The sequence below is a fragment of the Aliivibrio sp. 1S128 genome (assembly GCF_001691065.1).
GTDB lineage: Bacteria > Pseudomonadota > Gammaproteobacteria > Enterobacterales > Vibrionaceae > Aliivibrio.
Window position 1 is genome coordinate 47,296 of the sequence record NZ_MAJV01000025.1, and the last position, 13,605, is coordinate 60,900.

12 protein-coding genes and 1 pseudogene are annotated in these 13,605 nt (G+C 38.0%); 7 read left to right on the forward strand and 6 right to left on the reverse strand.

The features are described 5' to 3' along the window. Positions 1 to 6 precede the first annotated feature (6 nt). Positions 7 to 1,074 (reverse strand): ABC transporter substrate-binding protein, encoded by a 1,068-nt coding sequence (locus A6E03_RS04625; RefSeq protein WP_065600261.1) that lies wholly within the window; start codon positions 1,072 to 1,074, stop codon positions 7 to 9. 662 nt (positions 1,075 to 1,736) lie between these two features. After that, complete coding sequence (locus A6E03_RS04630; RefSeq protein ID WP_065592023.1) at positions 1,737 to 2,624, reverse strand: LysR family transcriptional regulator; 888 nt, start codon at positions 2,622 to 2,624, stop codon at positions 1,737 to 1,739. 132 nt (positions 2,625 to 2,756) lie between these two features. On the opposite strand from A6E03_RS04630, the gene A6E03_RS19990 reads away from it, so the two are divergent. Next, positions 2,757 to 2,927, forward strand: coding sequence for a hypothetical protein (locus A6E03_RS19990; protein WP_141676913.1), 171 nt, complete (start codon positions 2,757 to 2,759; stop codon positions 2,925 to 2,927). 29 nt (positions 2,928 to 2,956) lie between these two features. Here A6E03_RS19990 and A6E03_RS04635 read toward each other — a convergent pair whose 3' ends face one another. Then, entirely contained in the window at positions 2,957 to 4,843 is a 1,887-nt protein-coding gene (locus A6E03_RS04635; RefSeq protein WP_065600262.1) for a methyl-accepting chemotaxis protein, read from the reverse strand. Between the two features lie 168 nt (positions 4,844 to 5,011). Here A6E03_RS04635 and yddG point away from each other — a divergent pair, with 168 nt between their 5' ends. From yddG to A6E03_RS04650, 3 genes are all read left to right on the forward strand, one after another. Then, a complete protein-coding gene (yddG, locus tag A6E03_RS04640; RefSeq protein WP_065600263.1) occupies positions 5,012 to 5,899 on the forward strand; it encodes an aromatic amino acid DMT transporter YddG in 888 nt (295 codons plus the stop codon). Positions 5,900 to 5,958: 59 nt separating this feature from the next. Continuing rightward, entirely contained in the window at positions 5,959 to 7,044 is a 1,086-nt protein-coding gene (locus A6E03_RS04645) for an AI-2E family transporter (protein ID WP_065600264.1), read from the forward strand. Between the two features lie 144 nt (positions 7,045 to 7,188). Then, the gene (locus A6E03_RS04650; protein ID WP_083190295.1) at positions 7,189 to 7,872 is read left to right on the forward strand and encodes an alpha/beta fold hydrolase; all 684 of its coding nucleotides are present in this window, start codon (positions 7,189 to 7,191) and stop codon (positions 7,870 to 7,872) included. A gap of 3 nt (positions 7,873 to 7,875) precedes the next feature. Here the strand turns inward: A6E03_RS04650 and A6E03_RS04655 are convergent, their stop codons facing one another. Continuing rightward, on the reverse strand, positions 7,876 to 8,733 hold the full coding sequence (locus A6E03_RS04655) for a PA4780 family RIO1-like protein kinase (protein ID WP_065592019.1): 858 nt from the start codon (positions 8,731 to 8,733) through the stop codon (positions 7,876 to 7,878). Between the two features lie 316 nt (positions 8,734 to 9,049). Here A6E03_RS04655 and pepE point away from each other — a divergent pair, with 316 nt between their 5' ends. Beyond that, positions 9,050 to 9,787: a dipeptidase PepE gene (pepE, locus tag A6E03_RS04660; protein WP_065592018.1), complete on the forward strand. Its 738-nt coding sequence runs from the start codon at positions 9,050 to 9,052 to the stop codon at positions 9,785 to 9,787. Positions 9,788 to 9,851: 64 nt separating this feature from the next. Here the strand turns inward: pepE and A6E03_RS04665 are convergent, their stop codons facing one another. Further along, complete coding sequence (locus tag A6E03_RS04665; protein WP_065600265.1) at positions 9,852 to 10,298, reverse strand: FAD-dependent oxidoreductase; 447 nt, start codon at positions 10,296 to 10,298, stop codon at positions 9,852 to 9,854. Positions 10,299 to 10,637: 339 nt separating this feature from the next. Here A6E03_RS04665 and A6E03_RS04670 point away from each other — a divergent pair. Further along, a pseudogene (locus A6E03_RS04670) lies at positions 10,638 to 11,172 on the forward strand (LysR substrate-binding domain-containing protein). A gap of 253 nt (positions 11,173 to 11,425) precedes the next feature. Beyond that, on the forward strand, positions 11,426 to 12,382 hold the full coding sequence (locus A6E03_RS04675) for a DUF3187 family protein (RefSeq protein WP_255310582.1): 957 nt from the start codon (positions 11,426 to 11,428) through the stop codon (positions 12,380 to 12,382). Between the two features lie 116 nt (positions 12,383 to 12,498). Here A6E03_RS04675 and A6E03_RS04680 read toward each other — a convergent pair whose 3' ends face one another. Continuing rightward, complete coding sequence (locus A6E03_RS04680) at positions 12,499 to 13,455, reverse strand: AEC family transporter (protein ID WP_065592016.1); 957 nt, start codon at positions 13,453 to 13,455, stop codon at positions 12,499 to 12,501. Positions 13,456 to 13,605 lie beyond the last annotated feature (150 nt).

A 13,605-nucleotide genomic window follows, 5' to 3' on the forward strand; every position in this document is an offset into this window, starting at 1 on the left:
CAACCTCTACTGTTGATTGATAAGGACGTTTTCTTGCCATTGACGTGGCAATTTACGAGCGGATTTTTCCCATGCTTTGAAGTCACTAACAGGATGAACGTTAGTGTATTGGTCGCTTGGAATTAATTTGTCTTGAATAGCTTTAGGTAATATTACGTCGTTACGAATTGGACGAGCGTAGCCTTCAGCCAAGTTAATTTGCCCTTGGTCACTGAAAATATATTCACGAGCTAGTTTTGCTGAGTTTGGATTTTTAGCGAATTTATTGATGATGGTGGTGTAGCCTGAAATAACCGATCCATCTTGAGGAATATTTACGCTGAAACGTGCCTGCCCTGATTCATTATGACCGAGCTTGTCGCGATAATTCAACGCGTTGAAATCCCATAAGATAGCCACTTCAACTTCGCCTTTTTCTAAGTTTGCTAAGCCAGGATCGGTATAAGATAAACGACCCTGTTTTGCTAATTCAGCAAAGAATTTAATGGCTGGTTTTAAGTTACTTTCATCGCCACCATTAGCAAATGCCGCCGCTAAAACGGCATTGTTTGCTTGAGCTGCAACCCCAACATCTCCTACGCTGACTTTGTATGTACCTTCTAATAAATCACTCCACGATGTTGGTGGATTTTTTACTAATTGGTTGTTTGATATGAATGAGATAGTGCCCGTGTAAGCTAGAGCCCAATGCCCTTCTTTGTCTTTTGCCCAATCAGGAATGGAATCCCAAGTGGTTGGTTTATACGCTTGAGTGACGCCTTTTTTAACCGCGACTCGTGCAAAGGCAAAGCCAATGTCACCAATATCAGCCGTTGCATTTTTCTTTTCTGCAGAAAATTTTGCGATTTCTTGAGCCGAGCTCATGTCGGTATCTTGATGTTTTAATCCGTAGATTTTTCCTAGGTCATTCCATGTATCTTTCCAGTTTGCCCAGCTTCCTGGCATACCAACACTGTAAATGTGACCTTCTTGTTTCGCCGCATTCACAAGAGATTGAATATCTGCTTCTTTAGCAAATAGCGGTGTAGATAGGGTTGTCGCAATTAATGTTGCACTGGTTAGTAATGTTTTCATTCGTCTCTATCCTTTTGGACTACATCAATAATTTGATTGTCATCCTAGAGAGAGTTTGTGACGTTTTTGAGGCGAATTTCTGACAGTTTTAGTGGATTTTGATGTCATTAATGTTTCAGTGCGATGAATTTAATAAGCCGTATCAATATTGAATATCGTAAATTCCGTAGTAAATACAGGAACAATTTCAAATAAAGAATTAGAGGATACCGTTTGAGAGAATTTGAATTATATGTATCAGTTTTTTAATTTAGTAGAGTAATTTCAATTGGTTGTTTCTTTCATAGGCTAAACGGTAATAATATGCAGTTTAGTGATGATAGTCGTTAAACTGTTACCTAGATCAAAAATAATACGTAAAAAAACGCAGTACGTTTAAATATTCGTGATCTTGATCCTCGCAAAGTGTTATACACTGCTATAGATTGAATGGGTCATTGAGATTTATGACCGCAGCTCAAAGATGAGCGAGTGATTAAAGGAAGTATCTTATGAAAAAAACAAGAAAAGCCCAATTGCAACGTGCGCGAATTCAATACTGGAAAGACACAGCAAAAGATGCGGCTAAAAAATGGTAAAAAAAGACTCCTGATAATCAGGAGTTTTTTGGTTTTAGTGCTTTGTAATTTCTTTTTTAACAATAAGCCTCATATACCTACCGCCTACAATAATGTTTCTTTGAGTTTTGTTATTAATGTCTGGTAGCGTTTCGGTAAGTCTCGATTCCTTTTTTGAACTAAAAATAAGCTTTCCAATACGATTTGAGTCGGTTGATGAATATACAGTGCGTCTTTGTTATGAAAAGCATCAATTGCGCTTTGTGGTAAGACAGTAAATCCAATCCCTTGGGCTATTGGCAATAAAATCTGGCTAAGCTGATTTATATAACTGGTAATAGGAAATTCGTTTGCATTGCCATTTTCTAATGCAGCATCTTGGCAATGGTCGAAATATAATGATAAATAGTGCTCTGCATCTGGGTGTTTAATTAATCCACACGACATTAATACATCAATGGTTATTGGGGTATTTTGATATTGTTTTGGAAGGACCAAACAGAGAGGCTCTTTTGTCAATTCTTCACTTATAAATAAATTTGGCGTAGGGCGGTGAGTGACAATACCAATATCAATATTCCCACGTTGGATATCGTCTAATATTTTATGATTGGGTGCGGCTTCTAAAAACGTCACTAAATTAGGGTGCATCTTTTGTAACTCGATGCACTCTGGATAAAGAGATAAGGCTAGCGCACCAGAGCAAGATAACTTGCAAATACCGTTGTATGGGTCATCAAAACTTAAGGTTTCAATTAAGCTCGCTGTATGACGCTGCTGTTGTCGAGCAAAGTCGTAAACTAAGCGACCTTGTTCAGTAAGATCGACACTTTTTCCTTCTCGTTTTAATAAATTATAACCACAGGCATTTTCTAATTTTTTGATGTGTTGGCTAACACCCGGTTGGGTCATATATAGCTGTTCGGCTGTTTGAGTAAAATGACCAATATCAACTAAAGTACAAAATGTATTAAGCCATAATGGGTTAAGCATAAATCACCAGATATATAACAAAATATGATTATCTTAAAGATAATGGATAAAAATTTGTTTTACAAATGGGTAAGAAGATTTATGTGGCTACGTATAAGTATTATACTAGGAAAAAATGCTAGAGGTATAAAAATGGAATGTCCGAGTTGTGAAGAGCACATTGGCTGGGAGTGGGTTGAAGATGAAGCTATTGAACCTAATGAGATCTTTGAGTGTCCAGAGTGTGAAGAATCGTTACGCTATTTTATTGATGAAGGAACTTACTTAGGCCCCCAACATAAAACGGTAGAAGTGGTGAGTTAAATACCACTTCTACTAGTCGATTTACACCATTATGATAATTTGAATGTTGCTACTTTTTCACTTAAATCAACAGCCTGCTCTTTAAGAGAATAAGATTGAGTTAACGTGTCTTCTGAATCAATAACGAGTAAATCAGTGACGTCTTTAATTGAGGTAATGTTTTGAGTAATCTCACCTGTTACATGGGTTTGCTCCTCAGCAGCCGTCGCAATTTGAGTCGCCATATCACTGATTAAGGTGACCGACGAGCTGATTTCTTCTAGTGCAAGCGTTGCGCGGTCAGCATCTTCTACTGAACTGTTCGCAAGCTCAGAACTGCTTTGCATTAGATTAACAGCACGGCTTGTTGTCTGCTGTAGAATATCAATGGTCGACTTGATTTCTTCTGTTGAAGTATGAGTACGTTGTGATAAAACTCGTACTTCATCAGCAACGACGGCAAAACCACGCCCTTGTTCACCTGCTCGTGCGGCCTCAATTGCCGCATTTAATGCCAATAGATTCGTTTGCTCAGCAATTCCTTGGATAGTTGCCAGTACCGTATTTATCTCTTGAGAGTGCTGTTGCAGCTCACTAATTACCGTACTTGCTTCATTAACTTCGTTAGCTAGGTTATTGATTGATGCTTTTGTTTCAACGACAAGCGAGTGCCCCTTTTGAGTACTGCTTGATGAATTCTGCGCGGCTTCTGCCGTTTGCTCTGCATGAGAAGCAATCTCACGAGTGGCTGATGCCATTTCAGTGACAGCAGTAGCAACCATGGTAATTTCTTGTTGCTGAAGGTTCAGTTCTTTTACGGAATTATTAGCACGATTTGTACTTTGTTCTGAACCTTCGGTAAGTTGTTGTGATTGTTGGCGAATATGCTGAATAAGTTGCTGTAAGCTTTCAACAAAAGTATTGAAATTATTTGCTAACTCACCAACCTCATCTTTATTTTCAACATGGATTCGTTGCGTTAAATCACCGCTACCATTTGCAATTTGAGCAAGAGCTTGAGAGACATTATTTAATGGGCGGAATAAAATGCTGCACAGAAGGTTGAATAGTAGAGTACATATAATTACAACAATTGCTGTGACGATAATTTGACCTGATACCGCATCAAATAAAGGGGCAACGAGTGAATCATAATTAATGATGCTCACCGTAATTAAGCTTGTGCCTTCAATCTTCTGAGCATACATAATGAACTTCTCACCATCCAATTCAATCGAAATGTCAGAGTTACTATTTGTTGCTTGTTGAATGGTTGAAAAATCCAAGCCTAAAGTGGAGACTGATTTATTCAGTAATGCGGTGTTCGGGTGAGTGAAAATATTCCCTTTCTTGTTGGCAATAAACATAAAGCCTTCACCAGGAATAATGACTTTTCCCATGCTGTTTAAGATATCGGTAATTTCAACATCGGCACCAAGAACGATTCGTTGGCCATGTAGATTCAAGGCTTTACCTAAAGATATAACGTTTGCGCCTGTTGCTGCGGCAACGGTTGGATTATCCATAAAGACTTTAGAGGGCGCGGCAATGGCGTTTGTGTACCAACCCCATTTTCTAGGGTCATTATTACCCGGTGGAAGAATTACCCCATTCGCGTTGGCTTGAGACCCATCAGGATAGGCAAGAAAGACATTATCAAACTTTGCAGAATCACGAACTTGTTGTAAGTGAACGACAATGGCATCAGGACTGGCTTCTTTTGGTAGTGAGGTTAAGGCGCGCTCTTTAGAAAGGACCCAATCTGTCACATATTGATTGTATGAGGCTGTGGTACTTTCTAATCGTTGTGTTACTTCGGTATCTAAACGATCTAACGAAGCGGAAAATGATAGAGCTTCAACCAATACTCCCCCGAGGATGATTGCAGCGCTGGCAGAGATAGCCAGTTTATTTTTAAGCGATAAATTTTTAAACATAATAAATGTAATCTTCTCGTTATTTAATGATAGTTCTGTAAGTAAAGTGTGTTTAATTTGTAAGATTATTAAGCATGGTTCATGCCGGGTTTATTTATATTATGAATATATTTCTTATTTAGATGATAAAGTAAGGTGGTTACTTTTTATTTTTAGGAAATATCTACCTTGAATACCTCATATAAATATACGTTGGCTGGTTGTAGTGCTATTTTATTTTGGAGCATGATTGTCGGATTAATACGTAATGTTACCGAGCAGTTAGGTCCAATTGGTGGGGCTGCAATGATTTATAGCGTGGGGTCATTATTTTTAGTTTTAGTGATGGGATTACCTAAATTAAGTGTATTTTCATCGCGTTATTTACTGATTGGTGGTGGGTTATTTGTTAGTTATGAAATGTGTTTATCATTAGCATTAGGTATGGCAAATAGCCGTAATCAAGCCGTTGAAATGAGTATCATTAATTATTTGTGGCCATCGTTAACGGTATTGTTTGCCGTACTTGTAAGTAATAAACCCATAAATAAGGTAATTTATCCGGCTATATTATTGTCTTTCTTTGGTGTCGCTTGGACATTAAGTGGAGATAAAGGCCTTTCTATTACTCAATTAATGAATAATGCAGCGACTAACCCGGTGAGTTATTCCCTTGCGTTTACGGGAGCGTTTCTTTGGGCAATTTATTGTAATATCACGAAAAAATTAGCCAATGGTAAAAACGCAATTACGTGGTTTTTCATCGCAACAGCAGTCGCGTTATGGGGCAAATACGTCATCAGTGATGAAGGTTCGATTGTGATGACAAGCAGTGCCGCTATCGACCTTTTACTTGCAGGTGTGATCATGGGCAGTGGCTATGCATTGTGGAATATCGGTATTATTGGTGGGAACATGGTGCTTCTCGCTACGTTTTCATATTTTACCCCTATATTATCTACGTTCTTTTCTGCATGGATTTTAGACATTGAGCTAACAATTCAATTTTGGCAAGGCGTTATAATGGTGACTATCGCGTCATTGTTATGTTGGTGGTTTACGAAAGAAAAGCATTAGTTTTTTTAATTAGGTAAACGCGATATGAATACAACTCCCTTTTGCGACAAGGACTGTTTATGAAACTAGAACACAATTTTTCCAATCAAGCGATTGATGCCTTTATTAAAATCAGTGCGCTTTCTGTTTTGGTCTTGTGGTGCTTTTCTATCTTAAAGCCTTTTTTATTATTGATGGTATGGGGAGGCATTATTGCGACTGCCTTGTATCCTATTGTGATTTTTTTTAGTAATAAAACGAGATTAAGTGAAAGTAAAGTCAGTATTGTTTTAACCATTGTTGGGGTGGTTTTATTATTGATCCCCTTAGTGGCTTTATCTACAGGGATTTATACGAGTGGTACGGAACTCTTTTTAGGCTATCAAGATGGGACGATAACTATTCCTAAACCTAAATTGAGTATGCAAGAGTGGCCTATCATTGGTAATGAAGCCTATTCTTTTATGTCATTAGCGTCTTCAAACCTTGAAAGCTTGCTTTTTAAATACAGTGGAGAAGTAAAAGTCGTTGCCAGTAAAGCCGCCTCTATTGTTGGTTCTCTTGGTGGTGGATTTATTCAGTTTATTATTTCTACCATTATTGGCGGTGTCTTTATGGCGAATGCAGCTAAATGCGAACGTGCCTTTATTTTGGTTTCAAATAGATTGACGGGAGCACATGGTGAAGATCTAACTAAATTATCTAAAACGACAATTAGAAGTGTGGTTCAAGGGGTCATTGGTGTGGCTGTAATTCAAACCATGATGGCAGGTTTAGGTATGGCCGTGATAGGGCTTCCTGCTCCCGTATTGGGTTTATGGCTCTTCTTAGTTCTTGTTTTTGCTATTATTCAGTTACCACCAATCTTGGTACTTTTGCCTATTATTTTTTATGTTTTCAGCGTTGATACTACAACCACTGGCGTACTTTTTTCTGTTTGGTGTGTATTGGTAAGTAGTAGCGATGCGATTTTAAAACCGATTTTATTAAGCCGTGGGTCTCATATACCGATGATTGTTATTTTACTTGGGGCGTTAGGTGGCATGGCGATGTCAGGTATTGTCGGCTTATTTGTGGGTGCGGTAGTGCTGAGTTTAACCTATCAATTATTCACGGTTTGGTTGAATAATGAAGCGGAAGAAAGTTCCCATTCTATTGAAAATTAAAATCCTTTAATTCAATAGTTTGTAGTCGCTCACGATTCATAAATTAAGACTGTCGCTACCCGTGATAAATGATATGTCTAGGGCGTTAGAACTATTCGCTCTTGATATAGTCGTATATAAGTGTTTTAAGTAGAGGAATAAGTAATGGCGAACATAGTTGTATTGCATGGATTATATATGCATGGTGTTGTAATGAAGCCACTAGCGGCACGATTACGAAAAAAAGGTCATACCGTACAAGTCATTACTTATAATTCTTTACGCATCAATGAAACCTTACTTTTTAAGCGTATTCATAATTGTTTATCGGTCTCTAAAAAGAATGTCATTGTCGGTCATAGCTTAGGCGGTATTTTAGGCGTTCATTTTGTGAATACCCACCAAGATAAAAATACACCAATTGACTCGATTGTAACGATAGGCTCACCACTTCAAGGAGCTTCCATTGCAAAAGAGCTTCAGCATATGAGACTAGGGTTCATTTTAGGAAATTCGAAAGAACAAGGTTTGGTTGATGTAAATAAATTAATGGTCGATTGTCCTATTGGTTCTATCGCCGGTACGATACCCATTGGTCTACGTTCATCTCTTATTCGAGATAAGCAACCTTCGGATGGAACGGTAACGGTAGAAGAGACATTACTTCCTGAGCTTAGTGATCATTTGTGTCTTAACCATTCGCATACTAGCTTGATTTACGCAACGGATACTGTGAATCAAGTTGATTACTTTATTGAGCATCATAAATTTAATAGAGAAGAAAAAGCAGGGTTGGGGAATTACAGGGCAGATAATCCGTCATCTGCCAGTGATATTATAAGAGTATAAAGATTAGTCGTTATCTTGGTCTTCAAGTTGGCGTTCTTTACGTAAGCGCGCCTCTTCCATAACGGCGTTAATTTCGGCCATTAAGCCATCAACATCCGCATCTTTACCATCATCTACAAATACACCTGTGAGTGTGCTGTTTGGTGTTAATTCACCGATTTCATACAGTGCCCACATTTCTTTTGCGTATTCGGTTCCGAGTAACTCTGGTGCATATTGGCCGTAATAGGTCGTCATGTTATTCACATCACGTTCAAGCATCCACTTCGCATTGTTATTTGCCGACGCATCTACCGCTTGAGGTAAATCGATAATAACAGGGCCGAGATGGTCAACTAATACGTTAAATTCCGATAAATCACCATGAACAATACCGACGCATAGCATACGAGTTACGTATTGGATCATTAAATCATGATCACGCAACGCTTGTTCTTTTGTTAGTGTTATATCGTTTAGACGAGGAGCTACAGAGCCTTCATCGTCTGTCACTAATTCCATTAATAGAACGCCATCAAAACAACCGTAGGGTGTAGGTACACGCACATCTGCTTCTGATAGTTTGTATAGCGCATCAATTTCAGCGTTTTGCCATACTTTTTCTTGTTCATCACGACCGAATTTAGATCCTTTTTCCATCGCACGAGCACGGCGGCTGTTTTTTACTTTTCGTCCCTCACGATAAGCAACGGCTTGTTTGAAGCTGCGTTGTTCAATCTCTTTGTAGACTTTGGCACATTGAATCTTATCGCCACTACGTACAATGTAGACCGAGGCTTCTTTACCACTCATTAATTGGGTTAGAACTTCATCTATTAAACCATCTTCAACTAATGGTAGTAATCTGTTTGGTATTTTCATTGCACCTCATATGAGCGTAGATAAACGTCCCAAGTTGTGACGTATTTTTGAACTATGAATAAAATTTAAAGGGCATTATGCCTATATTCTGCTTTCTCACAAGTTTTGGTGAGTAGTTATTTTCTGTCTTGTTTGTGACGACGGTACTATTTCTTCCTATTTAGTCATAATTTATAGACTACAGATACGATCTAACACAAGTTTTAACGTCACTATTTCTGATATTGTTTTTGCATCTTTCGTAATCATATCGCTTGTTTTTCTCGTATTGGATAAAGCTAAAAAGCGATGTTAAATAGACATAAGGCAGTTAGAAGTGGATATTTTATTATTAAGTAACGGCAAGATTTCAGGTAACAACTACGTGATGGAATTCGCGAGCAAAGCTATTGTAGAACAAATTCAGAGAACTAAGGCAAAAAATTTAGTATTGATCCCTTATGCTGTGATCCGCTCTAGCCATGACGACCGCGTTGCTATGGTTCAGCAAACGTTTGATCATCTAGGTTTAGATTGTAAAGTAACGGGTTTGCATCGCTCAGAAGATCCTGTGAAAACAATTCAAGAAGCGGATGGTATTTTAGTTAGTGGCGGTAATACTTGGGTATTAAATAAAACACTGCATGATTTAGGTTTGGTTGGTCCAATTCGTAAAGCAGTACTTGATAATGGTATTCCTTATATTGGTTGGAGTGCAGGCACAAATATTGGTTGTCCAACGATTCGTACAACCAATGACATGCCTATTATTACAGGTGCAATTCTGCCGTCATTAAACTTAGTACCTTTCCAAATTAACCCACACTATTTAGAAGCGTCTGTTGAGGGGCATTTTGGTGAGACTCGTGATGAGCGTATCCAAGAATTTTTAGAAGTGAATAAACATGAGCCGGTAGTCGGTATCCCTGAAGGAACATGGTTACATATCCTTGATGGTCAATTGAGCTACCACACGGCAAATGAAAAACCACTTAAATTGTTCTCTTACGGAAAAGATCCCGTGTACTACAATGCAGAAGATGATGTTCAGTTCTTAATGGAACATAGCTGCTAGTTTTTATAAACAAAGAACATTGAAATGCACAAAGCCAAGCTAAATTAATTGCTTGGCTTTTTTATTATTCGCTTAAATCGAGTTGTGCTAATACTAAATCTGCCCCTTCTAGGTAACCACCATTATCCTCTGCCGATTCTGTCCCTGCAAAATACCAATTTAATTGATGCAGTTTTTTTGCTGATGACGGTAATCCATAATGAGGATGAGATGTCGGTGCTTGGCGGTCGTCTTGTGTTGCCGTATATTTTTCTTGGCTCCAATCGACGAATTTTACATCAGTAGGGCTACTGGCTTGGGCGCCAAAGATCCGAGTTAGTTGCTCTATAGCGGCCTGCTTAATAACTGTACTTCCTGCGTTTTCTCGAGTTATCGAATCAAAGCCTACAAAGCCGAATAAGGCGCCTGTCCCATCAAATGCACTGGCATCGTGTATTTCCACTAGCGGGCCCACACGGCTGCTTGCAGAGCCTGATAATCCACTGTTTCGCCAATAGGTAAACGTAGCCAATCGAACTTTTCATAATTTATGCCGTTGTGAATGAAGTTGCCATCAACCACAAGAGTTTCTATCCCACCTGTATTTTTAAGTTTGATAGCACTGTTTTCTTGCCATTTTTCTAATTGAACGTTTTCTTTTTTAAAAGAGTGGTTAGGTGTTTCTTTATTTGAGCGGCGTTCATCAGGATTAACCCGCTTGGTGTTAACTAAAGAAGCATTGCAAGGTTTGCTTGAAATTACTCGAGGGTTTGAACACTTATCGCAAGGCGTCACCTTATTAAAGCCGATAGAAATAAGCCCTATTTTAACGGTGGCGGTAAGCCCTGCATTTGCCGCTAAATGGTTATTAATGCGAATTGATGATTTTCAAACATCACATCCAGAGTGGGATCTGAGATTAGATACCAATATTAGAACGGTAGATTATCTTGCCGAAAGCATTGATATTGGGATTCGAGACTTCGTTATTAATGACTGAATCTATTTTTCCCGTCTGTTCACCTGAAATAGTTAATAACGGTTTGAAAAATATTCAATCTCTTGCTGATTTTCCTTTATTACATGATTTGTCTCTACCTAAAGAAAGCGGTTTCCCTACATGGGAAAGCTGGTTTGAGCAACATGGAATTTACAATGTAAATGCAAAAAAAGGATTGAAGATAAATAATTCAGCCTCTGTTATTCAAGCGGCAATAAGTGGACAAGGTGTGGCTCTGGGACGAAGTGTGTTAGTGCAAAGCGATTTAGATAGTGGGCGTTTGGTGCAACCTTTTCCTAAGTTAAATTGTAAAATTGAATTAGCGTATTACATTGTGTGGAAAAAGAATGGGTTAGCTCATGAAAAAATAAACGTATTTAAAGAGTGGTTACAGCGACAATGTTAATCTTCCTGTAATGCGTTTGAATGATATTTTGCTTATCTATTTGTATTTAATATGTATCTAATGCTGCTATCTATCTTTACCATTATTATATATTCCCTTAATTTGATCTGCATCACATCGTATGGGTAACTCATTTGGGACGGAGATATAACGAAGGGATAATGGTCTTTATATTATGAAACTCTCCCCCTTTTTTGTTATCAATATAATTGGTAGCCGTTAATTATGTGAAATTATGATGCCTACGAGAAAATTGATAATCCCCATTTTAGTACCAACGATTCTTATTGGTTTATCTTCTTCTTTGGCAAATGCAGATACAGCGGTTACGCCAATGAAAATTTATGCTCAAGCTCCTATTCATTCTAATACGTTATCAACAGAGTTACGTTCCGCCTTTGCAACGCAAGAAGGCAATGTTGAATTGTTTGCTACTGGAACGATTGCCAGTGTGTGGGCTCATTCTGAAAGCTTTAATATGGATTATTATCAGAATCAGGTCATTACTGGGGCTCAATGGCAAGTGACATCAAAGCTTAAAGCAGAACTTAAATATCAATACAGTTATGCCGGTAATAATGGATTAGATTCGTTTGTTCATGGCTTTCATGATTTTTTTGGTATTGGTCAAAATGGACGAGATGAAGTAGATAATAATCAGTTTAATATATCAGTCCCTAAATATGGGGTTGAAATTGATGATTTTGAGGGGGAAACGTTATCAAGTGCATTGCACAGTTACCTTGAATATCAAGTTTTTTCCAATCAGCATAATGCCGTTAGTTTAGGGGCTAGTTTATATTTTAATCATGTAAACAGTGGTTCATTTAAACGAGACAGTTTTGAACAAGGACTACAGGCGAATTATAGTTTTAGTTATGAGAAACACGCGTTATTTTCGACGGTAGGTGTGACGTTTAGAGATAATGGTGCAGTGGATAATATCCCTTATAACAACAGTACTTTTGCTTTTTCTGCTGGCTATGGTTATGCGATTACTCCGTCTCACCATATTGTGACGTCTTATCATATTTATGAAGGTTCTATTGATGATGGTGAAGATTACTCTGAACCTTCAAATGAATTTGTTCTTGGTTATCGCTATCTTTTAGAAAAAGCAGCGTTTGAATTTTCTGTAATAGAGAATGCGGTGAATATGGATAACTCGACAGATATAGCCTTCACGTTTGGTGTACGTTACGTCTTGTAATCGGCAGGAAAAAATCCCAGAGAGCGGACTCTCTGGGTAATATCGTTTGTTTAGCAAAGGTATCTATATATTTATAGGATATGAATATTTTAATTTCCAACACTTAGGTATAAAAATTAAATTAAACTAAATGAAGACAAAATAAATATCCCCAAAGTACAAGTAACCAATGAAGCTACAGTAGTCTGAGCAATGATATTTGCTGCGAGAATAGCATTACCTCCCATCGCTCTTGCCATCACATAACTTGCTGCGGCAGTAGGTGCTGCACTCATAAAGAATAATAACCCTAAATCGAGCCCTCTAAAGCCTAACAATATTCCACCAATGGTTATAAATAATGGACTTAATATCAATTTATAGCTCGTTGCAAACCATGTTGGTCCTTTGTCTTGCTTCATTGAATTCAGATCTAGTGAGCCCCCAGCACAAAGCAACGCAAGTGGTAACGTCATATTGGCAAAGTATTGTCCAGCTTGCGTCACCATGTCTGGAATGGGAACAGATAGAAATGAACACACAACGCCCAATAGAATTGCAATAATTAACGGATTTTTAGTGAGTGTTTTAATTATCACCCCAAACGCTTGTTTTTCATTGTGTTCTTCTTTTGGCGTTAAAGCGATAACAGCTTGAATATTATAAAGTACAGTTGTGCTTGCGACATAAATAGCCGCTAGTGCAATGCCTGACTCGCCATAGGCGTTAGCAACATAAGCAAGTGCAATAATGGCTGTATTTGCACGGAACCCACCTTGAATTATGACGCCGTGATCTTGTTTATTTTTAAAAGCAAGTTTAGTTGAGAACGTGGTGAATAAGAAGAATCCGAAATTTGCGATAAGCCCATAAATGATTAAGCGGCTACTGGATGAGAAATCATGGTCGGCATTCACAATACTTAAAAACAACATCGCGGGTAAAGTGACTTGAAAGACTAACTTAGAGGCTACTTCAATAAAATTATCGTTAATTAAGCGAATACGCTTAAGGATAACGCCCAAAAATAGCATCAGGCAAATAGGGCCTGTAATTGACGCTGAAAACAGCAGTTGAGTGATGAAGTTATCCATAGTTTGTTTTCGTACCATCCTTAAGTGAATGTTTATTTTACACACAATCAAATAAATTACAGTTGTGTAAACTCACATCCTTTTCTGTTTTATAACATTACCACTGTATTTTAGATGTTTAGTAAAAAATTGAATAGTCACGAATGTTTC